This window comes from Paraburkholderia panacisoli (genome assembly GCF_008369935.1).
GTDB lineage: Bacteria > Pseudomonadota > Gammaproteobacteria > Burkholderiales > Burkholderiaceae > Paraburkholderia > Paraburkholderia panacisoli.
This window is the reverse complement of record NZ_VTUZ01000031.1, coordinates 68,291-91,863: the sequence shown is the minus strand read 5'-3', so window position 1 is coordinate 91,863 and position 23,573 is coordinate 68,291. Positions and strand designations below refer to the sequence as shown.

Genomic DNA, 23,573 nt, shown 5'->3' with positions numbered 1-23,573 from the left:
CTAATGTATTCCTGAATTCTTTCCGTCGGCGCGCGTCGTTGTTGCGTTGCGCGCGCTTTGCTTGGCCCGGTTCCGTGCGGCTCGCCTTCGGGGGTCCGGTACGCCGGGTGCGCCTATCGCGTGGCGAGTCGCATGCCGCCGGGCCACCCTGCAGGCAAGCCCGTTGAGCCGAGCCGCTGTGCCGGCTGTGCCTGCCTTATGCCGCTGCGCTCTTGCCGCTCTTCTGCGCGTCCATCATCGCGGTGAAGCGGTCGAACAGATACGCGATATCGTGCGGACCAGGCGACGCTTCCGGGTGGCCCTGGAAGCAGAACGCCGGCTTGTCGGTCAGCGCGAAGCCTTGCAGCGTGCCATCGAACAGCGAAACGTGGGTGGCACGGGCGTTGGCCGGCAACGTGTCGGCGTCGACCGCGAAGCCGTGGTTCTGCGACGTGATCACCACGCGGCCGTCGTCCAGATCCTTCACCGGATGGTTCGCGCCGTGGTGCCCCGTCTTCATCTTCATGGTCCTGGCGCCAACCGCGAGGCCCATGATCTGGTGACCGAGACAGATGCCGAAGGTCGGAATGCCGCGCTCGATCAGTTCTTTAGTCGCCGCGATAGCGTAGTCGCACGGTTCCGGATCGCCCGGGCCGTTCGACAGGAAGATGCCGTCCGGGTTGAGCGCCAGCGCGTCGGCCGCGCTGGCCTGCGCCGGCAGCACGGTAACGTGGCAGCCGCGCTCGGCCAGCATGCGCAGGATGTTGTACTTCACGCCGTAGTCGAACGCCACCACGCGGTACTTCGGCGCATTCTGCTTGCCGTAGCCGGTGCCCAGACGCCATTCGGTCTGGGTCCACTCGTAGGTTTCCTTCGTCGACACCACTTTCGCGAGGTCCATGCCCGAGAGGCCCGGGAACGAGCGGGCGAGTTCGATGGCCTTGGCTTCGTCGTCCGAGCCGGCCAGGATCGCGCCGTTCTGCGCCCCCTTGTCGCGCAGAACGCGGGTCAGCTTGCGGGTGTCGAGGCCGGCGATGGCGACCACGCCTTCGTCCTGCAGGTATTGCGGGAGCGTGCGCTCCATGCGGAAGTTCGACGCGAGAACCGGCAGATCGCGAATGATCAGACCAGCGGCATGGACTTTCGTAGCTTCGACGTCTTCGGCGTTCACGCCGACGTTGCCGATATGCGGATACGTGAGGGTCACGATCTGACGCGCGTAGCTCGGGTCAGTCAGGATTTCCTGATAGCCGGTGATAGCGGTGTTGAACACGACTTCGCCGATGGTATGCCCGGGGGCGCCGATCGAGTAACCACGAAAGACCGTGCCGTCGGCGAGCGCGAGCAGAGCGGGAGAAAATGACGGCAACACGGGAGACTCCTTGGGGGAACACCCTGTTGCCGACCAGCCTATCCGACTGCGAGCCGCAGCGAAGCACATCCATGGGATGCGCGCGCAGACTCGCTCGCGACCTGCAGTTGACGTTGCAAGGGGCGCGCGACGTGTCCAATGTGTCCATTGTGTAGACGGATCGGCTGGGTGCGGGGCCCTTCTTGCTACGCCAATGGCGCGCGGCGGATGAACGGTATGGGAGAGGTAGGCGCTAGGGTGCGGGTTGATAAGCTCAAACCTTGAAATTATAGCCTGAAACGGCCCTTCCCTCCAAATCCGAGATAGCGCGCCGGCTTGGCAATGCGGGCCTGCGCCGCGGTCCAAGCCTTGCCAGTGCTGGCCTCGGAGCCGGACAACAAAAATTTGCAAGTTGCGAACCGGCCTTGCGCCGGCAAATCGGCGGCGGCGTGCGGACCGCCGCGCGCGCTCGCTCAGGCCTCCTGCTCGGCGCGCACTTTGGTCGCGCGGGATGTCTTGCGGCTCGGCAACATGTACCAGATCGCGCTCAACACCTGCAGCGTCACCAGAATTCCCCACGCGCTCAGATGCGCGGCCGGCGGATAATGCCCGCCGCTCGCGGGCCAATGCGACAACACCGCGCCGACGCCGATCTGGAAACCGAATATCAGCAGGAAAATGATCAGCGTCAGCGTGGTGTTCACCCGGCCGATCATCTGTGCCGGGAAATGCCGGGCCATTACCGCGTAACTGAGAATGCCGGTCCCGCCGAAAATCCCATAGGCCGCCCACAACAGCCCCGCGGGCAGCGGTGCCTGGAACATGATCAACAACTGGGTCAGCACGTGCAACGCCATGCCGATGCCGCAAAACGCATACAGCGAGACGCCGCGCCGCTCCAGACTGCGCGCCGCCGCGCCGAAACCGACGCAGCCGGCCATCATCGCGAAGCCGAGAATCGACACCAGCGCGGCCGCTTCGCGCGGCTCGAAACCCTGCACGTCGCGCAACCACGCGCCGACCCACAGCGACTGCATCGCATAAAAGACACCTTGCGTCACGACTGAGAACGACGCGATTTTCCAGAACGCCGCACTGCGCAGGATATGCAAAGTGCCCTTGAACTGCCCGCCGAGACTCGCCTGGTGGTGAGTTTCCTTCGAGTCGGGCGCGAGCGTCCACTGCGCGAGCGCTACCAGCACGGTCAGCAGACCCAGCCCGACGCAGACCGCGCGCCAGCTCGCGAAACCTAGCACCCACGTGAGCGGCGAGCCAACCATCACGCCGCCGAACCCGCCGATTGCCATCACGAGCCCGTTCATCAACGGCAGCCGCGCGCTCGCGAAGTGCTGCGCCAGCGCCTTGAATGCGGCGCCCAGGCACACGGACACGCCAACCCCGATCAACAGGCGCCCGACCATCATCACACCGAGGCTCTGCGCGGCGCCGAACACCCAGATGCCCAGCGCGGCGAACAACAGCGTGCCGGCCGTTACGCGCCGCGCGCCGAAGTGATCGAGCAACACACCAGCCGGAATCTGCGCGCCCGCGAAACCGAGGAAATACAGGCTGGTCAGCAAGCCCAGATCGGTGGCCGACAAGCCGAGATCGTGCGTGATGAACGGCGCGAATCCGAGGTTGACGCCGCGAAACAGGTAGGAAACGAAATAGCCCGCGGAAAACAGCAAAAAAACGCGCAGTTGGGTCGACGACATAAGTTTTGCGTTGGGAGGCCAACGTGGCCAAAGCACAAAAGATAAAGGAAATACGCCCGTGTCGCCCGCAACGGCCCGCATATGAAAAACGCCGTCACCACAGGTGACGGCGTTGAAAAAAACACGGTGCGTGATCGGAGCGCAATCCATGCGCTGCCCCCGCAGCGCATGTGGTCACTACCGTGGAAGCCGCTATTGGTCTACTTACCCTTCTTCGCGCTGGCCGCGGTCTTTGGGCGGCTCTCTGCCGCAGCCTTCGACGCCTTGCTGGACGTGGAAACCGACACTTTCGTCACCTTGCCCTTGCTGGCGCTGGACGCAGTCGGCTTGCTGACTTTCCCTACCGGTTCGGAGACTTTCACCACGGCCGACCGGCCACGACCGTTCTTTTTATCGTAGCGCGATTCGCGATGCGTGTCCGCGACGCGCGTGCCGATCTTCTCGACGCCGCCGCCCTGCACGTCGGTCGCGATCCGCTCGGGACCCGGCTCGCTCGGCACCGCCTTGCCGACCGGCACGTGCAGCACGATCACCTGGCCACGCGAAACCGTATCGCGATGCGTGCGGTTCCACGCCTTCAACTGGCCGATCGACACGCCGTAACGCACGGCGATGGCCGCCATCGTCTGATTGCGGCGCACGCGGATCAGCATCTTGCGGGTATCGGGGACGTCCGGCTCCATCGCCAGAACCGCGCTTTCGGCAACATCGGCGCTGATGTCTTCGTCGTCGTCCGAACCGCGCGGCACCACGATCGTCGAGCCGGGCTTCAGACGCATGCCGACCGGAATCTTGTTCACTTCCATCAGCGTGTCGGCGTCGACGCCGATCTTCTGCGCGATCGCCGCCGGCGTCGCGCGTTGGTCGACCGTGTACGTGGTCCACGACGACAGCGAGCCGGAATACGCTTTCAGATTGCGCTCGAACGCGCTGGCGTTGTCGAACGGCAGCAGGATCTGCGGCTGCGTCGTGCCGAGAATCACCGGCTTCTTGAACGACGGGTTCAGCGAGCGGAATTCGTCCGTGGACAGATTCGCGAGCTTGGCGGCCATCTCCACGTCGATGTCGTGCGAGGTAGTGACCGTGACGAAATACGGGTGGTTCGGGATCGACGGCAAGGTGAGCCCGTACATCTGCGGGTTCATCACGATGTTCTTGACCGCCTGCAGCTTGGGCACGTAATTGCGCGTCTCGTTCGGCATGCGCAGGCTCAGGTAGTCGGTGGGCAGCCCCGCCGCTTCGTTGCGCGCGATCGCCCGCTGCACGTTGCCTTCGCCCCAGTTGTACGCCGCGAGCGCCAACTGCCAGTCGCCGAACATGTCATGCAGACGCGACAGATAGTCGAGCGCGGCGCTGGTCGAGGCCAGCACGTCGCGGCGCTCGTCCTGCCACATGTTCTGCTTGAGGTTGTAGGTGCGCCCGGTGCCCGGCATGAACTGCCACATGCCGGCGGCCTTCGCGACCGACAGCGCCTGCGGGCTATACGCGGACTCGATGAACGGCAGCAACGCGAGCTCGGTCGGCATATGGCGCGCCTCGAGTTCTTCGACGATGTGATACAGGTACTTCTGCGAACGCTCGGTCATGCGTTGCACGTAATCGGGACGCTGCGCGTACCAGCTGACCTGCATGTCGACGAGGTCGGTCTGCAGGTCCGGCATCTGGAAACCACGGCGAATACGGCCCCACAGATCGGCGTCCGCGCTGGTGAGCTGACTGACCGAACCCTGGTCTACGTTGATCGTTTCTTTGGCGGTGGCTGTCTTGCGAAGGGCGTCGGCTACGGCTTGCTGGGTGGCGGGATTGGTTGCGGTGGTGGAACTGCCCGTTGTTGGCCCTTGACTCGCGCAAGCGGCGAGTGTCAGGACCAATAACGCACTTAAGATAAATCGCATGAACGTCTCGGCTTCCAAAAGGGCTGGAATTTGCAGCCGATAGTACGAAACGGCAACGTTTACGTCAATCGGAAAATGTCGAAAAAAATCAAGGAAATCTTGGGCTTGGCGAATCTTCCCGATTGTTCGCGTGAAGAGAGCTTAATGCGGTCTGGACTAACGGAAGCGGTTCTTCCATTCTCGCATCAATGTAAAAGCCGTCAAGCGGTCGGATACCTTTTCGTGCAGTTGCTCCTGCAAGGCCGCCTGCACCGCCGGGCTGGCTGCGCGCAGGAATGGATTCACCGCGCGCTCGTGCGCGATGGTGGTCGGCAGCGTCGGCACATGGCGCGCTCGCAGTTCGCTCGCCTTGTCGCGCCAGGCTTGCAGTTCGACGTTGCCCGGCTCGCAGGCGAGCGCGAAACGGATATTCGACAACGTGTACTCGTGCGCGCAATGCACTTCGGTCGCACCGGGCAGCGCGGCGAGCGCGTCCAGCGACGCGAGCATCTGCCGCGGCGTGCCTTCGAACAGCCGGCCGCAGCCGCACGCGAACAGCGTGTCGCCGCAAAAGACGTGCGGCGTGCCGCGCGGGTCGGCCGCCTGAAAATACGCGATGTGTCCGCTCGTGTGACCCGGTACGTCGAGCACGCTGAATTCGAGTGCGGGCGCCGCAATTGTCACGTGATCGCCATTTTTGAGACGGTGCGTGAGATGCTCGATCGCTTCACCCGCGGGGCCGTAGACCGGCACGGCCTGGCCGTTCAGCAGATCGGCCACCCCGCCGACGTGGTCTTGATGATGGTGCGTGAGTAAAATAGCGCTCAGCCGCCATCCGCGTTTTGCCAGATAGGCACGCACGGGGGCAGCCTCACCCGGATCGACGACCACCGCGTGGTGACCGTCGGAAACGACCCAGATGTAATTGTCTTCAAACGCCGGGACCGGTACGTACTCGAGCGCATTCATAGGCGACGCATTCTTTGATATGACTGATCGAGCGATTATAGACTGGCCCGCCTGGACCGGCTCACCGCCTGGCCGCTATGTGCTCGACTGGGAACAGACCCAGCTCGACCGCGTGGTGTCGGACGTGTTCGGCTATCATGCGCTGCAACTCGGCCTGCCGCAGCTCGATGCGTTGCGCGAAAACCGCATGCCGTGCCGCGGCCTCGTGCTCGATGCCGCCAGCGGAGCCAGCGCACCCTACGAATTTCCGCGCGGCGCGGCGCATGGCGGCAATCGCAAGGGATCGAGCGGTGGTCCGGGCAACGGCGCAGCACAAAGCAACCCGGCGAGCCTGCCCGCGCCGGCCGGCCGCAGCGCGCTCTGGTGCGACCTGCTGGACCTGCCGTTCGAAGCGCAGAGCGTCGATCTGATCGTGATGCCGCACACGCTGGAATTCACGAGCGACCCGCATCGGCTGCTGCGCGAGGCCGAGCGCGTGCTGATGCCCGAAGGCCAGCTGATCATTCTCGGCTTCAACTCGCTGTCGCTGTGGGGCGCGCGGCAGTCGGTCGGCAAGGTGACCGGCCGGCCGTTCGTGCCCGCGGCGGTCGACCTGATCGCGTTCACGCGCCTGAAGGACTGGATCAAGCTGCTGGGCTTCGACCTTGAACGCGGACGCTTCGGCTGCTATCGTCCGCCGCTCGACAGCGAGCAGTGGCTCTCCCGCTACGGTTTCATGGAAGCCGCCGGCGACCGCTGGTGGCCGATCTTCGGCGCCACCTACATGATCAAGGCGATCAAGCGCGTGCGCGGCATGCGCCTCGTCGGTCCGCTGAAAGTGAAAAAACCCGTGCTCGCCCCGGGCCTCGCGCCCGCCGCCACCCCGAACACACGCAACCACACTCAATGACTCCCGATCTCATCGACATTTATACCGACGGCGCCTGCAAGGGCAATCCCGGCCCCGGCGGCTGGGGCGCGCTGCTGCGCTTCGGCGACCAGGAAAAAGAACTGTTCGGCGGCGAAGCCAACACGACCAACAACCGCATGGAGCTGATGGGGGTGATCTCCGCGCTCGAGGCACTGAAGCGCCCCTGCAAGGCGGTCGTGCACACCGACTCGCAGTACGTGCAGAAAGGCATCAGCGAGTGGATTCACGGTTGGAAGAAAAAAGGCTGGATTACCGCCGCCAAACAGCCGGTGAAGAACGCCGACTTGTGGAAGCGGCTCGACGCGCTCGTCGCGCAGCACGAAATCGAATGGCGCTGGGTGCGCGGGCACAACGGGCATCCGGAAAACGAGCGCGCCGACCAGCTGGCCAACCGCGGCGTCGCATCGCTCGCGCAAGCCTGAGGGCCGCCGCACTGCGCGCGGCCCACGCCTCGCGCCCGTCCCGCGCCGTTTCCGCGCTGTTCTTTTCGCTGCAATTCTCTGAGGCAAGCTAATCCCCCATGCGTCAACTCATCCTCGATACCGAAACCACCGGCCTGAATGCCCGCACCGGCGACCGGATTCTCGAACTCGGCTGTGTCGAGCTGGTGAACCGCCGGCTCACCGGCAACAACCTGCACTTCTATATCAACCCGGAACGCGATAGCGATCCGGGCGCGCTGGCCGTGCACGGCTTGACCACGGAATTTCTAAGCGACAAGCCGAAGTTCGGCGAAATCGCCGATCAGTTTCGCGACTTCATCCAGGGCGCGGACCTGATCATTCACAACGCGCCGTTCGATATCGGCTTTCTCGACGTCGAGTTCGCGTTGCTGGGCTTGCCGCCGGTGAGCAGTCATTGCGGCGAGATCATCGACACGCTCGCGCGCGCGAAACAGATGTTCCCCGGCAAGCGCAATTCGCTCGATGCGCTGTGTGACCGCTTCGGCATCAGCAACGCGCACCGCACGCTGCACGGCGCGCTGCTCGACTCGGAACTGCTCGCCGAAGTCTACCTGGCGATGACGCGCGGCCAGGAAAGCCTCGTCATCGACATGCTCGGCGAATCGCATGCGGGCGGCAACGCGCACGCGCCGCGCGTCGCGCTCGACTCGCTGGACCTGATCGTGATCGCCGCGTCCGACGACGAAGTCGCCGCGCACGATGCCGTGCTCGACGGCCTCGACAAGGCGATCAAAGGCACCAGCGTATGGCGCGTCGAGCCTGCGACGACCGCGGATGAGCAAACTACTTAAAAAGGACTAGACGAGCCCGAAAATCCCTGACATAATTCGGCTCTCTTCGGGTGGTTAGCTCAGCGGTAGAGCACTGCCTTCACACGGCAGGGGTCACTGGTTCGATCCCAGTACTACCCACCAGAATTTTGGTGTGTCGATCACCGAAGATCAAAGGGCTTACGCAGCAATGCGTAAGCCCTTTTCCGTTTTGGTTTCGTTTCAGGTTCGTTTTGGGTTCGATTGCGAGCGCCCGGCGCTGCTGCTATAGTCGCCTCTCTGGGCATTCGCTCCGGCCATCTTCTCCAGTCACTCGACCACAGGGAGGCGTCATGTTCGCAGTGCATATCGCTCTCCCTCGCATGGTCTCGCGACCGCTGCCCCGACCTTAAAGTCGTCAGGTCGTCGCTCAGGCGGACCCTGCTCCCACGAGCGTGCCGCCCCAATCCACGACAGTCCGTAGTCCCATTGCCGGCCGTATTCCGGCACGCTTCGACTGTCTCGTCCTTTCGCTGTTGATCGGAACCTCGGTGCGCTCACGCGTGGCCGGTTCGTCGCAAATGGCTAACAAGAAACTCGACTTTCGCGGACAGGCCTTCAGGGATGTCCTCGGCTTCACCTTCCGTCACTGGGCGCAACAGCCGTGGCGCATCGTCGCCATCGCTGCACTGGCGCTGTGCTCGGCCCTCGCGGACGTGCTCACGCCGATGTTCGCCGGCCGCCTCGTCGACGCGATCGCCTCCGGCCCGGCCGCCGATCGCGGCGCATGGCACGCGGCGCTCACGGCGTTCTGCGTGCTGGCCGCACTCGGCCTCGGCGCCACGCTGCTTCGCCAGGGCGTGTACTTCAACATCATCAGGCTCACGCTGAAGATGATGAGCGAGATCGCCGCGAATGCGTTTCATCGCGTGCAGCGCTTTTCGACCGACTGGCACGCCAACAGCTTTGCCGGCTCCACGGTGCGCAAAATCACGCGCGGGATGTGGGCGCTCGACCTGCTCAACGACACGCTGCTGATCGCGCTGCTGCCGTCGCTGGCGATGCTGACCGGCGCGACGGCGCTGCTCGGCTGGCGCTGGCCGATGATGGGCGCGGTGGTCGGCGTCGGCTCGGTGCTGTATATCGCCGTGACCGTGACCATCTCGCTCGGCATTGTCGCGCCGGCCGCGCGCCTCGCGAACGCCTGGGACACGCGCATGGGCGGCGCGCTCGCCGACGCGGTCAGCTGCAACGGCGTGGTGAAGGCCTTCGGCGCCGAGGAACGCGAGGAAACGCTGCTCGAGCGCGTGATCGGCAAGTGGGCGCACCGCACGCGCCGCACGTGGGTGCGCGGCACGATCAACGGCGGCGTGCAGGGCGGCATGCTGGTGGCGATCCAGGCCGCCATTCTCGGCGCGGCGCTGGTGCTATGGGCGCGCGGCCAGGCGAGCGTCGGCGACATCACCTTCGCGCTGACGATGTTCTTCATGTTGCAGGGCTATCTGCGCGATGTCGGCATGCACATCCGCAATCTGCAACGCTCGGTCAACGACATGGAGGAACTGGTGTCGCTGGAGGCGCAGCCGCTCGGGATCGAGGACCGCCCCGGCGCGGGCCCGATCGCGATCGGCCGGGGTGAAATCCGTTTCGAGCACGTCACTTTCCACTATGGCGCGCATGACCGGCCCCTCTACGACAACTTCTCCCTGCGCATCGCGCCGGGAGAACGCGTCGGGCTGGTCGGGCATTCGGGTTCGGGCAAGACGACCTTCATCAAGCTGATCCAGCGTCTCTACGACGTTTCGGGCGGCCGGATCACGATCGACGGCCAGGACATCGCGCAGGTGCGGCAAGCGTCGTTGCGCAGTCAGATCGCCATCGTTCAGCAGGAGCCGGTGTTGTTTCACCGCTCGCTTGCCGAGAACATCGCCTATGCGCGGCCGGGTGCGAGCCGCGCCGAGATCGAGCACGCTGCGCGGCTCGCGAGCGCGCACGGCTTCATTACGGCGCTGCCCAACGGCTATGACACCCTGGTGGGCGAACGCGGCGTCAAGCTCTCGGGCGGCGAGCGTCAGCGGGTAGCGATCGCGCGGGCATTCCTCGCCGACGCCCCGATTTTGATTCTGGACGAAGCCACATCGAGTCTCGACAGCGAAAGCGAAGTGCTGATCCAGCAGGCGATGGAGCGGCTGATGGTGGGACGCACGACCCTGGTGGTGGCGCACCGCCTGTCCACCGTGCGCGCGCTGGACCGACTGCTGGTGCTGGACAAGGGCAAGGTGATCGAGGAAGGCAGCCACGACGCGCTGATCCGGCGCGAGAACGGCCTGTATCGGCGCCTGTTCGAGCGTCAGGCGCTGGAGTTGATCAAGGGCTTCAGCGAGCAGCCCGAGTTGATGCGCGAGACCGCTGGCGGCAAGGCGGATCGCGTGGACGACTCGAGCTTGCTGGTGGGGAAATAAAGCGCAGCGAACGTGTGGAATGTCCGGTGGAGCGCTTGAGCGCGCGCTCTGCCGGCATTGCGCGCGCTCGTTGCACCCTCCCTGCTGGCGCACGTGACGCGAACGAAACCGCGAGCGTCCTCGAGAACTTCACTTCACCGCCCGAGGCGCCCAACTACACCACGCCGGCCGGCAACCCGATGCCACGCGCCATCCCCGTCGCCGCAAACACCATCAGCACGAGCAACACAGTCTGGATCACGCTATAGCGCGCATAGAAACGCGCCTTTTTCAGATTCGGCACAGCGCCTTTGCGAATCGACGCGCGCCAGCGCATCAGCTCGAGCATGGTTGGGACTTCGAGGATCAGGATCAACACGAGCAGCGTCATCTTGACGTGAAAGAGCGGCTCGTGGAGATAGTAGTCCGCGCCCTTCTCATAACTGCCGAAGACGCGCATCAAGCCGGTGACGATCAACACCAGTGCGGAAATGCCCCACCGGGTATCCGCGCGAAACACGGAGCGCAGCGCGGCGGGCACGGACGCGCGGCGCAGCGCCCAGGTGCGCCGCAGAATCGACGCGAGCGCAAAACCGTAAGCGAGCAGATGAAGGGCGGCAAGCAACCAGCGAACCAGCATAGCGACTCCTGCGAAAGACGCGACACGATCGACGTAGGTCCCACTCGCCCGCGTTCAACGGCCGGGCGCCATGACTTCATTATCGGGTAAGGCTCGATATACGACGTGTTCATCGGCCACGCGGTGTGGTCGAATGCACAAAGCGTGCGGCTTCAGACTTGCCGCAGCGTTGTGTCAAGTGCGCGGGCCGCCACCCGATCGCCTTCGGTCGTCAGGGTCGCGCTGAATACGGTTTGCCGATTGTGGCCCGCCGCAGCCGGCGAATCCCACAGCAACTCGACTTTCGGACGGCGGCTCAATATGCCGTGCACGAGCGCTGGCGCCGCGCCCGACCCCATCGGCACGGCCGGTGCCCCGTGCTCGCCCGCCGCACCGAAGGCGATCGCGGGAGTCGGCGCCGGCGTAGCGCGGACATCCTGCCCGGCCGCCCAGCGCACCGACAATTCACGCGCATCGTATTGGCCGACCTTGCGGCGCTCGGCCCATACGATCACTGTGCGCGTGGCCGGATCGAGCGCCACCGCATAGCGGCCGATCGCAAAACGCCGCGCGGCGATATTGGTTCGCCACAGCGGGCGCGGCCGGCAGATCCACATGACGGCCGCGTACAAAGCCGGCGCGGCCAGCAGCCAGCCGTTGGTAGCCGCCACGGCCTGCGCGGCGCGGCGCCAGCCGGCGCTCGCCACAAACGCGCCGACCGACCAGAGCGCAAACACCAAACCGAGAAAGGCAAACAGACGCAGCGCCTGCCGCAGCCATTGCGGCAGCGGATGAAATGGGCGCTCGGCCACGGCGCGCGCTCCCGGCAGGAAGATCAGCAGGAACAGGAATACCAGGTTGATGCACGCCCACGGCGAGGACACCATCGCCGACAGCGCGGCGCCCAGGTCCATCTGCGCCATCGAGAAAAGCCAGCGAGCGACAAGCACGAGACCGATGGCGCGCAACGCGAAAATCGTTCCGGCGCCAGGCGCGGCGTTCGCACGCGTCTCTTTCGTTCTCGCCAAGGCATCCTCCTGTCGTCGGCGGCGCCGCAGCCAAATTTGCGGCACGGCCATTATAGGGATATTACCGAGAGTGGCCGATTCTTGACCGGCGGAATTCCACACTTTCGGCCACGCGGCGCAAAAAACGCGGCGCGCAAGCAACAACGCCCCGTGAGCGGAGTGCTCACGGGGCGTTGCTGGCGGCGCTAGCGGGCGCCCGAAAAGCGCCCGTTCAGCCGGCTTGACTGCCCGACCTGCGGCAATCAAGTGGCCAATCAGCTCGCGTTGACTTCGCGCAGCACCGTGCGGTGCTTCTGACGCAGCAGTTCTTCGTAGGTGGCCACGTAGTTCTTCGCCATGACCTTCGACGAGAAGCGCGACTCGAACGCCTTACGCACGTTGGCGCGCGGCAGCGTGTGCAGACGCTTCACAGCGGCAACCGCGCTGATTTCGTCTTCGACGACGAAGCCCGACACGCCGTTTTCGATCACTTCCGGCACCGAACCGCGGTTGAACGCGATCACCGGCGTACCGCAAGCCATCGCCTCGATCATCACCAGACCGAAGGGCTCCGGCCAGTCGATCGGGAACAGCAGCGCATGCGCGTTGCCGAGGAACTCGGTCTTTTCTGCTTCGCTGATTTCGCCGATGTATTCGACATGCGGCAGCGACATCAGCGGCTTGATGACTTCCTCGTAGTACGCGCGGTCAGCCTTGTCGAGCTTGGCGGCGACCTTGATCTTCATGCCGGCTTGCTGGGCGATGCGAATTGCCGTGTCCAGACGCTTTTCCGGCGAAATGCGGCCGAGGAAGGCGAGATAGCCCGGCTCGACATCCTTGATCGGCGTGAGCAGGTTTTCCGGCAGACCGTGATAAACGGTTTGCAGGAAGTTCGCCTGCGGCAGCGGAATGCGCTGGTTGTCCGAAATCGACACGACCGGCACGTCGCTGAACGTCTTGAAGATCGGCTGCAGTTCCGGCAGATCGAGACGGCCGTGCAGCGTCGTCACGAACGGCACCGGCTGGCGCGCGAACAGCGAGAACGGATAGTAGTCGATATGGAAATGCAGCACGTCGAATTCGTCCGCGCGGCGGCGCACTTCTTCGAGCAGCAGCATGTGCGGCGCCATCACGTCGCGGATCGTCGGGTCCAGACGCAACGCCTGCGGCCAGAAGGCTTCGAGTTTGGCGGAGGTCTGCGAATCGCCGCTCGCGAAGAGTGTGACGTCGTGGCCTTGATCGACCAGCGCTTCGGTCAGATAGGACACCACGCGTTCCGTACCACCATACAGCTTGGGAGGAACCGCCTCGTGCAACGGAGCGATTTGAGCGATTCGCATAATGAAGAACTCCTAGTAAAAAATCAGGCAAAAGTACTGCGTTGGGTAAAAGCGACTCGCTTTGCTCGCCAGGGCAGTCTGGCCGGACACGCCGGCGCGGGCCTGATTCTTTCGAGAAATCCTGCGATGGATCGCTTGGGGTATGAGCCCAGACTGGCTGACCGCCATCTGCGCATGTGCGAGTAAACGCATATGCAACATCTGCGTTGACAACTGTCAAATATTTCCGCGGGCCTACAAGGCATGCATTATCGGTGCCGGCGTTCTCGCTGCACCACAACATTTCAAAGTCTTTACGTTGTTACAAACGCGAAACACTTTGCAAACCCTTGTTTTATAAGCTAGTTCTACAGTGGCAACTGGCTCGCGGCGATGACCGCCAAGCGGGCATCTGTAAGCTCGTGCGTCAACTTTGCCGGCAAGCGTTGAAGAATTGCCGCAGTGCAGTTGAATGCAATTTGTAATTATATCCCGAAATTATCCGCGTCCTGTGTGAACCACTTGCCCGACGGTGAGTCGAGCAAGTGAAGGTCGCGGAGGTCTATCGCGAAATCAGTCGCGTCAACGCCCGGATACACAGGGCGCAATCGCTTTTGCATGTTTACAATGCGAAGCATCGGCTTCGCGGCGAACCCATTTTCCGTGGGCCCGCGCTTTGCATGCACAACCCGAAACACCTCGACCTCACGATCAATTGGAACACTTAACCATCGCCCAGCGTAACGCCCAGGACGCAAAGCTCGCGAGCTATGCGCACCGGCCGCTTGCGTTTCTCTTCCGCTTTATCCGCCGCCATCCGCTCGCGCATGCGACCGTGCTGTGCAGCGTGTTTGCGGCCGTGGGCTGTGCGCTCGCTTCGCAATACGCGATCAAGCATCTGATCGACGTGCTCGGCGAAGGCCGGCATCATCCCGGCCCGTTGTGGGGGGCGTTCGCCATCCTGGTCGGCCTGATTGCCGCCGACAACATGCTGTGGCGGGTCGGCGGCTGGGTCGCCGCGCACACGTTCGTCGCCGTCACCGGCGACCTGCGCCGCGACCTGTTCAAGTATCTGAGCGGACATTCGCCGACCTACTTCTCCGAGAAACAGCCCGGCATGCTCGCGAGCCGGATCACGGCGACCTCGAACGCGGTCTACACGGCCGAGAACACCACGGCCTGGAACGTACTGCCGCCGTGCATCGCGGTGCTCGGCGCAATCGTCATGATCGTCGCGGTGAATCCGCTGATGGCCGGCGGCTTGATGCTGTGTTCAGCGATTCTGTCGGTCGTGCTGTACAAACTCGCGGGGCGAGGCTCCGCGCGCCATCATCATTTCGCCACCAAGGCGGCGTCGGTGGACGGCGAACTGGTCGACGTGATCAGCAACATGGGCCTCGTGCGCGCGTTCGGCATGACGTTTCGCGAACAGCAACGGTTCGGTGCGACGGTCAAGGCCGAGATGGACGCGCGCCAGCAGAGCCTGCTGTATCTGGAAAAGCTGCGCCTGCTGCACGCGGTGATCACCGCGCTGCTCTCGGCGGGCCTGCTCGGCTGGGCGCTGTGGCTGTGGGACCAGGGCAAGGCGACCTCCGGCGACATCGTGCTGGTCAGCTCGCTCGGCTTCACGATTCTGCACGGCACACGCGATCTGGCCGTCGCGCTCGTCGACGTCACGCAGCATGTGGCGCGGCTCGCGGAAGCGGTCCGCACGCTGCTGGAGCCGCACGGCATGCCGGACCGCGACGGCGCGACCGAACTCGTGCCGCAAGGCGGCCGGGTCGATTTCGAAGGCGTGACCTTCGCCTATCCGCGCCGCCGGGCGATTCTCGATCACTTCGATCTGCATATCGAGCCCGGCCAGCGCGTCGGCCTGATCGGCAAGTCGGGCGCGGGCAAATCCACCGTGCTGGCGCTGCTGCAGCGCTTCTACGAGACGCAGGGCGGCGCGATCAAGATCGACGGCCAGGACATCGCGTCGATCACTCAGGACAGCCTGCGCCATACGATCGCGGTGGTGCCGCAAGATATCTCGCTGTTCCATCGCACGGTGTACGAGAACATCGCTTACGGCCGTCCCGAAGCGAGCCGCGAAGAAGTGATCGCGGCCGCGCGCGAAGCGCGTTGCTCGGACTTTATCGAAGCGATGCCGGAAGGCTTCGACACGATCGTCGGCGACCGCGGTGTGAAGCTGTCCGGCGGCCAGCGTCAGCGGATCGCCATTGCGCGCGCAATCCTGAAGAACGCGCCGATTCTGCTGCTCGACGAAGCCACGTCCGCGCTCGACAGCGCGTCGGAAGAGGCGATCCAGAAGGCGCTCGACCGGCTGATGGTCGGCCGCACCGTGATCGCGATCGCGCACCGGCTGTCGACGTTGAACAATTTCGACCGGATCATTGTGATGAGCGCCGGCAAGGTCATCGACGACGGCAGCCCGGAAGAGTTGCGCCAGCGTCCGGGCCTGTATCGCGACCTGCTCTCGAAGCAGTACGGCAAGGGCACCACGCTGCACATCGGCGGCAAGAAGGTCGACGAACAGCACGTGGTCTGAACGGCGCGCCACGGGGAAGTTGTGCGCCAATGACAAAAGCCGCTCTTGTGAGCGGCTTTCGTTTTTCAGACGTCCTGCCTGAAGCAGACGGACCGGCGATAGCGTCGCAGCGACCTCAATGCCCCCTACTCCGTCAGACTCTCACGCGCAGTCTGCCTACCCGAGCCTGCCCGCACCTTCCTGCTTCTGCTGGCCTTCGCGCTCTCCACGCTCTGCAAATCGCGCATGAAGTTATCGCGCCACACCGACACGTTGTTCTCGCGCAGCTGCACCATCATGTCGCGATAACGCGCCTGACGCTCCGCAAGCGGCATCGCGAGCGCTTCAGCAAGCGCCTCGGCCATCCCGTCGATGTCGACCGGATTGACGATCAGCGCCCCTTCCAGTTCCTGCGCCGCGCCGGCGAAGCGCGACAGCACGAGCACGCCGGGATTGTCCGGGTCCTGCGCCGACACATACTCCTTGGCGACGAGGTTCATCCCGTCGCGCAACGGCGTGACGTAGCCGACGTGCGCCGTGCGAAACAGCGCGGCCAGCACCGAGCGCTCGTACTGCTTGTGAATGTAGAGGATCGGCGTCCAGTCCAGTTCGGCGAAGCGTCCGTTGATGCGTCCCGACTCGCCTTCGAGCTGCAAGCGGATGTCCTGGTACGCGTGCATGTCGGCGCGCGTCGGCGGCGCGATCTGCAGGAACGACACCTTGTTGCGTTGTGCGGCGGCATGTTCGAGCAGCCGCTCGAACGCGCGGAAACGTTCGACCAGCCCCTTCGAATAATCGAGCCGGTCGACGCTCATGATCAGCTTGCGCGAATGCAGCGTCGCCTTCATCGTGCGCACCGGCTTGCCGCGCTCGCCCGCTTTCGCGAGTTCGGCGATCTCGTCCGGATAGACGCCGATCGGATAAGCCGCCGCGCGCAACGTGCGGCCGAACGCGTGGATGGTCAGCGGGCCGCGGGCCCCCGTGTCGACCGTGCCCGCCGCCTCATTGACGATGTAATCGCAGAACGCGCGCAGATCGGGCGCTGTCTGGAAGCCGAGCAGATCGAACGAACACAGTGCCTCGACCAGCTCGCGATGCGGCGGCACCGCGAGCAGCACCTGTGAAGCCGGAAACGGAATATGCAGAAAGAAACCGATGCGATTCTTCACGCCGGCTGCACGCAGCGCCTGCGCGAAGGGGATCAGGTGGTAGTCGTGAACCCAGATCACATCGTCTTCGCGCAACAGCGGCACGAGTTGCTGCGCGAGCCACGCATTGACCCGCCAGTAGCCTTCGAAATCGTGCCGGTCGTATTGCAGCAGGTCGGCGCGATAGTGGAACGCCGGCCACAGCGTGGCGTTCGAGAAGCCGCGGTAGTACTGGTCGTAGTCGCGGCGCATCAGCGCGACGGTCGCGAACGTCACGGGACCGCGTTCCTCGACCTTGATCTGCGGCTGGCCCGAACTGAGCACATCGCCGCTCCAGCCGAACCACATGCCGCCGGTTTCCTTCAGCGCGTCGTACACGCCGACCGCCAGACCGCCCGCCGCCGGACCGCCCTCCGAGATGGGCGCAACCCGGTTCGATACGATGATCAGTCGGCTCATGAAGCGCGATTCCCGATGCAGTGCGTGGTTAGCGTAATGCGATGCGGCACGGCGTTCATGCTGCGCGCGCCGCCGCGACGATCGATTCCAGCCAGTCGAGCAGCGCCGGCACCGAGTCGATCCGGGTATGCGCCATGGTCTCGCCGGCGCCGACCTTGATCGACAGCCCGCCGCGCTCGTTGACGACGGCAAAGCCTTTCTCGTCGGTCAGATCGTCGCCGGCAAACACCGGCTGGCGTCCGACGAACGGCGGCTCGTCGAGGAACGCGCGCATCGCGCGGCCCTTGTCGACGTCCTTCGGCTTGATTTCGTAGACCATCTTGCCGGGCTGCAGAACATACGAGCCGGGATAGTCGGCCACCAGCCGCTGGGTCGCTTCACGCGCGACCGGCTCGCGGTCCGGCGCATTGCGGTAGTGCAGCGCGAGCGCCGCGCCCTTGATCTCCAGCAGCATGCCAGGGTGTTCGTTGACGACCTGCGCGAGCACCTGCTCCATGCGCAGGAGCCGCTCGTCATGGAAGCCGATGCGCTGTGTGTCGCCGTTCGCGTCGCGCCGCTCGGCGCCGTGCAAACCGGCAATCGGCAGATCGGGCATGCCGAGGAAAGCGTCGATGCTGTCGATGCCGCGGCCCGACACGATCGCCAGCGCGCCGTTCGTCAGGTTGCGCAATTCGGCCAGCAGATCGATCACGCGCGGTTGCACCAGCACGCCGTCCGGCGTGGGTGCGAGTTCGACGAGCGTGCCGTCGAAATCGAAGAAAAATGCCGTCTCGCTCGGAGACAGAACAGCTGGAAGTGCTTGCATCGCCTGGGTTCGCCTTTCAGCCTTCTGCGGCTGGAAAAGTGTGCGCATCTTACCGCGCATCCGTCAATTTTTCGAGAAAGTAAGCTGCGGTGCCCGGCCCGCGGGACGCCGCGCGCCCGGGCTCGCGACGATCGCGTTCAAAAAGAGAACAATCCGGCTTCAGCGAGCTTTCAGCGGGCTGCGTCAAATTGCCTCGCAAACCGTGCGCCACGGCCGTTGCGCGACGCCGTCGGCGATTTTGCGCTACAGTCGCAGCCACGCAGACGCCCCGCCGTGAGCCCATATTTGCACACTATGGCGCGCCACGCGCCGTACGAGAACCAGGAAATCCGGCTGGACCGTTGATTGGGGGCCAGTGCCCGCCATTGCCTACCCCATGCGCCGCTCTTCAATCGAGTCATTGAACCCTCCTTTGTTCCCGCTCATCTCATCGCGTCGCCCGCTGCCGAAAGCCGCTGCACCGTGCGGGCCTCGCTACACCGGCCAGTCCGCGGGCCAACCCGTGGGCCAACCCGTGCGCCGGTTCGCGCTGACGGTAACGATGGTTGCGCTGACCGCGCTGGCCGCTTGCACACAGCGCGCCGAACCGTGGCAGCTGACCAATGTGACCGGCCATCTGCCGGATCTCGACTTCACGCTGACCGGCGACGATGGCCGCCCCGTCAACGGCGATTCGTTCAAGGGACGCACGGCGCTCGTCTACTTCGGCTATACGCACTGTCCGGATGTGTGTCCCGAGACGATGGGCCGGCTGATGCAGGTGCTCGGCAAGCTCGGCCCCGACGCGCAGAAGGTGCGCATCCTGTTCATCACCGTCGATCCCGCGCGCGACACGCCGCAGGCGTTGCACGACTATGTCGGCGCGTTCGACGCGCGGCATGCCGAAGGCCTGACCGGCAGCGACCGGCAGATCGAGTCGCTCGCCAAGCGTTATCGCGTTGCCTATCAGATGGAGAAACGCGACCCCAACGGCAACTACGAAGTCACTCACAGTTCCGCCGTCTACGTGTTCGACAGCCAGGGCCACGCGCGCCTGCTGGCCACCGATCACGACACGCCCGATACGATCGCGCAAGACCTGCGCCGTATCATTGATGACCGTTCCTGACCTTTCCCGAGTCCATTCATGTCGATCAAGATCAAAACGTTCGCTTCACTGAGCTGCGCGCTCGCCCTTTCGTTCGGTTTCGCCGCGGCCGCGCATGCGGCTGGTCCCACCGCGATCAGCGTCAAGGACGCATGGGTCCGCTGGCTGCCGAACAATCTGCCCGCCGCCGGCTACGCAACCCTCGTGAACGCAAGCGACAAGCCGGTCGACCTCGTCGATATTTCGAGCAACGACTACGGCGACGCCATGCTGCATCAAACCGTCTCGAACGGTTCGTCGCAGAAGATGGTGATGGTCGACAAGCTGACCGTACCCGCGCACGGCCAGGTGTCGATCGCACCGGGCGGCTATCACGTGATGCTCGAAGACGCGAAGCACAAGGTCGCGCCGGGCGACACCGTGCATCTGACGCTGAAGTTCTCCGACGGTGAAACGCTCGACACGCCGTTCGTCGTCAAGTCGCCGGCCCAGACCAAGTAACGTGCCGCGATGAATCTGCTCTACTGGCTCGATCCCTGGGAGTTCTCGCCGACCGTCGTGATCGCGCTGCTGGTGCCGGCGATCCTGTTCGCGCGCGGCGCGCGGCGCGCGAAGCTGTCGCTCGCGCGGCGCATCTCCTTCTGGTTCGGGCTGCTGGCGTTGTACGTGGTGCTGCACACGCGGCTCGATTATTTCTTCGAGCATGAGTTCTTCATGCATCGCTTGCAGCATCTGGTGCTGCATCACCTGGGGCCGTTCTTCATCGCGCTGTCCTATCCGGGCGCGGCATTGCGCGCCGGCATTCCGTTCGCGTGGCGCCAGCGCTTCGTGCGGCCCGCGCTACAGACGCCGGTGGTGCGCAAGCTGCTCGATGTCGTGATGCATCCGGTCGTCGCGGTCACGCTGTTCGTCGGGCTGATTTACTTCTGGCTGCTGTCGCCGATTCATTTCGTCGCGATGCTCGACTGGCGGCTCTATCGCGTGATGAACTGGAGCATGGCGATCGACGGCCTGTTGTTCTGGTGGCTCGTGCTCGATCCGCGGCCGGCGCCGCCCGCGCGTTTGTCGCCGGGCAAGCGTGTGCTGGTGGTGATCGCCGCGATTCCGCCGCAGATCGTCCTCGGGGCGTTTATCTTTTTCACGACGCACGAGCTGTATCCGATCTACTCGATCTGCGGCCGCGCGTTCACGTGGCTCAGCCCGATGCGCGATCAGCAGATCGGCGGGCTGTTGCTGTGGATTCCGGGTTCGATGATGAGCGTGATCGGCGCGCTGATCGCGCTGCGTCACTGGATGCGGCTGTCGGCACGCGGACGATTGCGCACCGAACGGCGTGCGACGACGGCTCGGGGCGTGGCGCATAGCGCGTCTGCAGCCGGCGCGCGCGGGCAGCGCTGAAGCTGGTCGTTTGAAGCTGGTCGTTTGAAGCGCAGCGCTTGACGCGAAACGCGCCGGCACCGGCGCCGGCGCCTTACGACAAACTCAGGCCGAACGCATCCACACGTGCGGGATGCCGTCCTCGTCGTGAATCTCCGAGACCGGCGCGAAGCCGAACGCGCCATAGAAGCCTTGCAGATGCGCCTGCGCGTGCAGACGGATCGGCGTACCGGGCCACTGTGCGCGAATCTGCGCGATCGAGCGTTCGAGCATGGCGTTGCCCAACTTGATGCCGCGGAATTCCGCCGTGGTCAGTACGCGTCCGATGCGCACGTCGGTATCGTCGGCATCGGGCAGCAGCACGCGCAGATAACCCGCCAGCGGCGGCGGCGCAGTGCCGACGCCAGCACCATAGGCCAGCAGATGCCAGGCTTGCATGTCGAGCCCGTCGATATCGCCGTACACGCAGTTCTGCTCGACGACGAACACCGCACTGCGCGCGGCCAGCATCTCATAGACTTCGATATTCGTGAGGTCCGCGAAGGTTTTCCAACGCCATTCGAGTTGTGCAAGCCGCATGGCGGCAATTGATTGCGAAGCGGTCATCAGGTGGTTTCAGAAAAGAGGTGCCACGTTGCGGGCGACGATGCGCAATTATGCCGCGCGCGACGACCTTGAGCCATGCCACGTGTGGGGACGCCATGTGCGATGCCGCGCAGCCCGCTTGGCACCGGCAAGCTCACTACCCAGGCTCCGCACGCTCAGAAAACCGCCTCGACAGGATGGGCGAGACACTCGATCAAATTGCCGGGGCCGCACAGGTGCAGCGCGCCGACGACCACCAACGTCCGCTCGCGCTCGTCGAGCCGTTCCTTCAATCGCGCGGCCCATGCGCGATTGCGCGCATCGAGAATGGCGTGACGGATGCCCGGCAGATTGAACATCGGCGATTCGATCGCGATCCGCTGCACCGTTTGCAGATCGCCATCCAGCCAGGCGTCGTGCATCCGCTCCAGCGTGCGCTGCGGTTCCTCGCGATCGGCCATCAGCAAGCCGAGCGCCGCGCCGACGGCTTCCAGAGGAATCGTTTCGAGCGCCGCTGCCACGTCCTCCGCAGTCTCCAGATAGCTAAAGGGCTTGGCTTGCGCGATCGCGGAGCGCAGCATGCGCGGCTCGACGCCTTCGACGACCTGCTGAAACAGCGTCGGCGCAACGATCAGCGCCGCCCACGGGCGCAGTTCGACGAGCGGCGCCAATGCTCCTTCGACGGGCCACACTGCCTGTAGCTGGCTCCATGCGTCGGCCGACAACAACGGCAGGAGTTGCGCGGCGCCGTGCCGCGCGTCCGCCTTCAGAAACGGCAGGATGGTTGGCGGATCGGATTCGAAGACCAGCGCTTCGGCCCAGTCATAGGCTTCGGCAACCCATGGCGGCGTTCTGCGGCTCGTCGAGGGAAACAGATGCATCGAGCCGAGCAGGCGCACATGGGTGCCGGTGAGTTGTAGGTACATGCGGCCTCGGGATGAACGGGCAATCACGCACAAAGTGCGCGTGCAGTTCTGCAATCGGATTAATCACGCGCGGCATCGTGAACGCGTCGGACGGTAGAAAGGCGATCGGCGAAAAATGCAGTTCCATCCGGTTCGGCTGATGCGGCGCTAACCATGCATTGTGCGCCGCATCCGTCGTGAGTTACGCGGCCTATCAACCCTGCTCGCGGGTCAGCCACAGCAACGCGGCCAATCCATGTCCGCTCTCGCAGGCAGACCGATTATTCAGCGCTCCTTTTGAACGATTCCAGTTCGGTCGTATAACGCTCGTTTCGCACGCCGTTGCTGCCGTAATACTCTTCCACCGATTTCACCCACCGCCCAATTTCGGGCACATACCAGAAGGCTTTATAAGTGCGCCCCGTCGATTGAACCGGGCCGACGTTTTGTGCCCGAGTCATCATCGCGGTGTCGCCCTGCTGGATCTGCATGGACTGCGTGACGGTCCGCGTCGGCTCGATCTGCGCAATCCAGTTGCCTTCCGCTTCGATCTTGATCGCCTGATATTTTCCGGCCGGCACTTCGACGGTTTCCGTGCCCACCACCTTGTATTGCGAGTTCCACTTCTGCGACGCGAACATCTTGTTCGGGTGCAGTTCCGTGTAGTCGACGCTCCAGGTTTTGCCCGGCGACAACGGAAACGCAAACGGCCGGTTGACGACCACTTCCGCGCCATTCACGCTGCGCTCGCGGCTCCAGTCGGAGCCGGTGCCGATTGCGCACTTGCCAGCAAGGGCAAACCAAGGGTCAACAGCGCGGCGGCGGTTATGGTTTTTTTCATTGGTCGAAGTTCAGTAATTTCGGCGTGGCATGCCCGCTCGGTACTTTACCTCGCCGACCATAAAATAGTGACGCTCCATGCGTCGTTCGACGCACTAAATAATCAATAGAATCAAGTCGAAAGCCAATTAAACATGGACGAAAGAAAGCCCTTGAAAAACCATTGGTAAAACGACATGCCATCGGGACTGCGCGCACTTGCATCACGCGTGCAGTGCAGGCGATCAATTCAGAAATCCCTTTTTTTAAGTCGCCGACGAGCGATCGCGCACAGCGATCTCCTCGCAACGAGAAGCGCATCGATGTGCGCGACGAAGCGAATCGCTGGTACAGCGCTTCAACGTCGTCGCGAAACGCTGCCCAGCGCACGCGCTTGCATCGACAAAAGTGCCGCGGAAAAAAGAAAAGCCCCAACAAGTCGGGGCTTTTCTTTACATCAA

The 23,573-nt window shown here is 64.1% G+C and carries 20 protein-coding genes, 1 tRNA gene and 1 pseudogene; 9 read left to right on the top strand and 13 right to left on the bottom strand.

From position 1 onward, the window contains the following. Positions 1-196: 196 nt before the first annotated feature. The 4 genes from carA to gloB all read right to left on the bottom strand — a co-directional run bounded on the left by carA (position 197) and on the right by gloB (position 5,888). Entirely contained in the window at positions 197-1,351 is a 1,155-nt protein-coding gene (carA, locus tag FVF58_RS34350; RefSeq protein ID WP_149674180.1) for a glutamine-hydrolyzing carbamoyl-phosphate synthase small subunit, read from the bottom strand. Positions 1,352-1,803: 452 nt separating this feature from the next. Beyond that, positions 1,804-3,045 (bottom strand): MFS transporter, encoded by a 1,242-nt coding sequence (locus FVF58_RS34345; RefSeq protein WP_149674179.1) that lies wholly within the window; start codon positions 3,043-3,045, stop codon positions 1,804-1,806. 200 nt (positions 3,046-3,245) lie between these two features. Beyond that, the gene (locus FVF58_RS34340; protein WP_149674178.1) at positions 3,246-4,940 is read right to left on the bottom strand and encodes a transglycosylase SLT domain-containing protein; all 1,695 of its coding nucleotides are present in this window, start codon (positions 4,938-4,940) and stop codon (positions 3,246-3,248) included. Positions 4,941-5,096: 156 nt separating this feature from the next. After that, on the bottom strand, positions 5,097-5,888 hold the full coding sequence (gene gloB, locus FVF58_RS34335) for a hydroxyacylglutathione hydrolase (protein ID WP_149674177.1): 792 nt from the start codon (positions 5,886-5,888) through the stop codon (positions 5,097-5,099). Positions 5,889-5,907: 19 nt separating this feature from the next. Between gloB and FVF58_RS34330 the strand changes: the two genes are divergently transcribed. From FVF58_RS34330 to FVF58_RS34310, 5 genes are all read left to right on the top strand, one after another. Further along, positions 5,908-6,777, top strand: coding sequence for a class I SAM-dependent methyltransferase (locus FVF58_RS34330; RefSeq protein ID WP_149674176.1), 870 nt, complete (start codon positions 5,908-5,910; stop codon positions 6,775-6,777). Continuing rightward, positions 6,774-7,220 (top strand): ribonuclease HI, encoded by a 447-nt coding sequence (rnhA, locus tag FVF58_RS34325; RefSeq protein ID WP_149674175.1) that lies wholly within the window; start codon positions 6,774-6,776, stop codon positions 7,218-7,220. Before FVF58_RS34330 ends, rnhA begins: the two co-directional genes overlap by 4 nt. A gap of 98 nt (positions 7,221-7,318) precedes the next feature. Continuing rightward, positions 7,319-8,053: a DNA polymerase III subunit epsilon gene (gene dnaQ / locus FVF58_RS34320; RefSeq protein ID WP_149674174.1), complete on the top strand. Its 735-nt coding sequence runs from the start codon at positions 7,319-7,321 to the stop codon at positions 8,051-8,053. 48 nt (positions 8,054-8,101) lie between these two features. Beyond that, positions 8,102-8,176, top strand: a tRNA-Val gene (locus FVF58_RS34315). 416 nt (positions 8,177-8,592) lie between these two features. After that, the gene (locus tag FVF58_RS34310) at positions 8,593-10,473 is read left to right on the top strand and encodes an ABC transporter ATP-binding protein (protein WP_149674173.1); all 1,881 of its coding nucleotides are present in this window, start codon (positions 8,593-8,595) and stop codon (positions 10,471-10,473) included. 154 nt (positions 10,474-10,627) lie between these two features. Here FVF58_RS34310 and FVF58_RS34305 read toward each other — a convergent pair whose 3' ends face one another. The 3 genes from FVF58_RS34305 to FVF58_RS34295 all read right to left on the bottom strand — a co-directional run bounded on the left by FVF58_RS34305 (position 10,628) and on the right by FVF58_RS34295 (position 13,418). Next, positions 10,628-11,092, bottom strand: a complete 465-nt coding sequence (locus tag FVF58_RS34305; RefSeq protein ID WP_149674172.1) for a DUF2214 family protein — start codon at positions 11,090-11,092, stop codon at positions 10,628-10,630. Between the two features lie 152 nt (positions 11,093-11,244). Continuing rightward, on the bottom strand, positions 11,245-12,099 hold the full coding sequence (locus FVF58_RS34300) for a hypothetical protein (RefSeq protein WP_149674171.1): 855 nt from the start codon (positions 12,097-12,099) through the stop codon (positions 11,245-11,247). A gap of 254 nt (positions 12,100-12,353) precedes the next feature. After that, the gene (locus FVF58_RS34295) at positions 12,354-13,418 is read right to left on the bottom strand and encodes a glycosyltransferase family 4 protein (RefSeq protein WP_149674170.1); all 1,065 of its coding nucleotides are present in this window, start codon (positions 13,416-13,418) and stop codon (positions 12,354-12,356) included. Positions 13,419-14,112: 694 nt separating this feature from the next. Between FVF58_RS34295 and FVF58_RS34290 the strand changes: the two genes are divergently transcribed. Next, positions 14,113-15,948: an ABC transporter ATP-binding protein gene (locus tag FVF58_RS34290; protein ID WP_149674169.1), complete on the top strand. Its 1,836-nt coding sequence runs from the start codon at positions 14,113-14,115 to the stop codon at positions 15,946-15,948. Positions 15,949-16,073: 125 nt separating this feature from the next. On the opposite strand, the gene otsA is transcribed toward FVF58_RS34290, so the two are convergent. Then, complete coding sequence (gene otsA / locus FVF58_RS34285) at positions 16,074-17,534, bottom strand: alpha,alpha-trehalose-phosphate synthase (UDP-forming) (protein WP_149674168.1); 1,461 nt, start codon at positions 17,532-17,534, stop codon at positions 16,074-16,076. Positions 17,535-17,589: 55 nt separating this feature from the next. Beyond that, positions 17,590-18,339, bottom strand: a complete 750-nt coding sequence (gene otsB / locus FVF58_RS34280) for a trehalose-phosphatase (RefSeq protein WP_149674167.1) — start codon at positions 18,337-18,339, stop codon at positions 17,590-17,592. A gap of 541 nt (positions 18,340-18,880) precedes the next feature. Between otsB and FVF58_RS34275 the strand changes: the two genes are divergently transcribed. Genes FVF58_RS34275 through FVF58_RS34265 form a run of 3 tightly spaced genes read left to right on the top strand, consistent with a single transcriptional unit; the run spans position 18,881 to position 20,824 of the window. Continuing rightward, positions 18,881-19,447, top strand: coding sequence for an SCO family protein (locus FVF58_RS34275; RefSeq protein WP_246217288.1), 567 nt, complete (start codon positions 18,881-18,883; stop codon positions 19,445-19,447). Between the two features lie 18 nt (positions 19,448-19,465). Next, positions 19,466-19,927 carry a copper chaperone PCu(A)C gene (locus FVF58_RS34270; protein ID WP_149674165.1) on the top strand — a complete coding sequence of 154 codons (462 nt, stop codon included), beginning with the start codon at positions 19,466-19,468 and terminating at the stop codon, positions 19,925-19,927. A gap of 9 nt (positions 19,928-19,936) precedes the next feature. Next, positions 19,937-20,824, top strand: a complete 888-nt coding sequence (locus FVF58_RS34265; protein WP_149674164.1) for a cytochrome c oxidase assembly protein — start codon at positions 19,937-19,939, stop codon at positions 20,822-20,824. An 84-nt stretch (positions 20,825-20,908) separates the two neighbouring features. Here the strand turns inward: FVF58_RS34265 and FVF58_RS34260 are convergent, their stop codons facing one another. The 4 genes and pseudogenes from FVF58_RS34260 to FVF58_RS34245 all read right to left on the bottom strand — a co-directional run bounded on the left by FVF58_RS34260 (position 20,909) and on the right by FVF58_RS34245 (position 23,550). Further along, positions 20,909-21,409, bottom strand: a complete 501-nt coding sequence (locus FVF58_RS34260) for a GNAT family N-acetyltransferase (protein WP_149674163.1) — start codon at positions 21,407-21,409, stop codon at positions 20,909-20,911. Between the two features lie 155 nt (positions 21,410-21,564). Beyond that, positions 21,565-22,314: a TraB/GumN family protein gene (locus FVF58_RS34255; RefSeq protein WP_149674162.1), complete on the bottom strand. Its 750-nt coding sequence runs from the start codon at positions 22,312-22,314 to the stop codon at positions 21,565-21,567. A gap of 260 nt (positions 22,315-22,574) precedes the next feature. Continuing rightward, positions 22,575-23,060: pseudogene (locus FVF58_RS34250) on the bottom strand (hypothetical protein); the annotation flags it as partial. A gap of 70 nt (positions 23,061-23,130) precedes the next feature. Next, positions 23,131-23,550, bottom strand: a complete 420-nt coding sequence (locus FVF58_RS34245) for a hypothetical protein (RefSeq protein ID WP_149674161.1) — start codon at positions 23,548-23,550, stop codon at positions 23,131-23,133. Positions 23,551-23,573: the final 23 nt, after the last annotated feature.

Coding starts and splice junctions, on each gene's coding strand:
- FVF58_RS34345 (WP_149674179.1), bottom strand. CDS start 3,045: ATGTCGTCGACCCAACTGCGCGTTTTTTTGCTGTTTTCCGCGGGCTAT.
- FVF58_RS34340 (WP_149674178.1), bottom strand. CDS start 4,940: ATGCGATTTATCTTAAGTGCGTTATTGGTCCTGACACTCGCCGCTTGC.
- gloB (WP_149674177.1), bottom strand. CDS start 5,888: ATGAATGCGCTCGAGTACGTACCGGTCCCGGCGTTTGAAGACAATTAC.
- FVF58_RS34330 (WP_149674176.1), top strand. CDS start 5,908: ATGACTGATCGAGCGATTATAGACTGGCCCGCCTGGACCGGCTCACCG.
- rnhA (WP_149674175.1), top strand. CDS start 6,774: ATGACTCCCGATCTCATCGACATTTATACCGACGGCGCCTGCAAGGGC.
- dnaQ (WP_149674174.1), top strand. CDS start 7,319: ATGCGTCAACTCATCCTCGATACCGAAACCACCGGCCTGAATGCCCGC.
- FVF58_RS34310 (WP_149674173.1), top strand. CDS start 8,593: ATGGCTAACAAGAAACTCGACTTTCGCGGACAGGCCTTCAGGGATGTC.
- FVF58_RS34305 (WP_149674172.1), bottom strand. CDS start 11,092: ATGCTGGTTCGCTGGTTGCTTGCCGCCCTTCATCTGCTCGCTTACGGT.
- FVF58_RS34295 (WP_149674170.1), bottom strand. CDS start 13,418: ATGCGAATCGCTCAAATCGCTCCGTTGCACGAGGCGGTTCCTCCCAAG.
- otsA (WP_149674168.1), bottom strand. CDS start 17,534: ATGAGCCGACTGATCATCGTATCGAACCGGGTTGCGCCCATCTCGGAG.
- otsB (WP_149674167.1), bottom strand. CDS start 18,339: ATGCAAGCACTTCCAGCTGTTCTGTCTCCGAGCGAGACGGCATTTTTC.
- FVF58_RS34275 (WP_246217288.1), top strand. CDS start 18,881: ATGGTTGCGCTGACCGCGCTGGCCGCTTGCACACAGCGCGCCGAACCG.
- FVF58_RS34270 (WP_149674165.1), top strand. CDS start 19,466: ATGTCGATCAAGATCAAAACGTTCGCTTCACTGAGCTGCGCGCTCGCC.
- FVF58_RS34265 (WP_149674164.1), top strand. CDS start 19,937: ATGAATCTGCTCTACTGGCTCGATCCCTGGGAGTTCTCGCCGACCGTC.
- FVF58_RS34260 (WP_149674163.1), bottom strand. CDS start 21,409: ATGACCGCTTCGCAATCAATTGCCGCCATGCGGCTTGCACAACTCGAA.
- FVF58_RS34255 (WP_149674162.1), bottom strand. CDS start 22,314: ATGTACCTACAACTCACCGGCACCCATGTGCGCCTGCTCGGCTCGATG.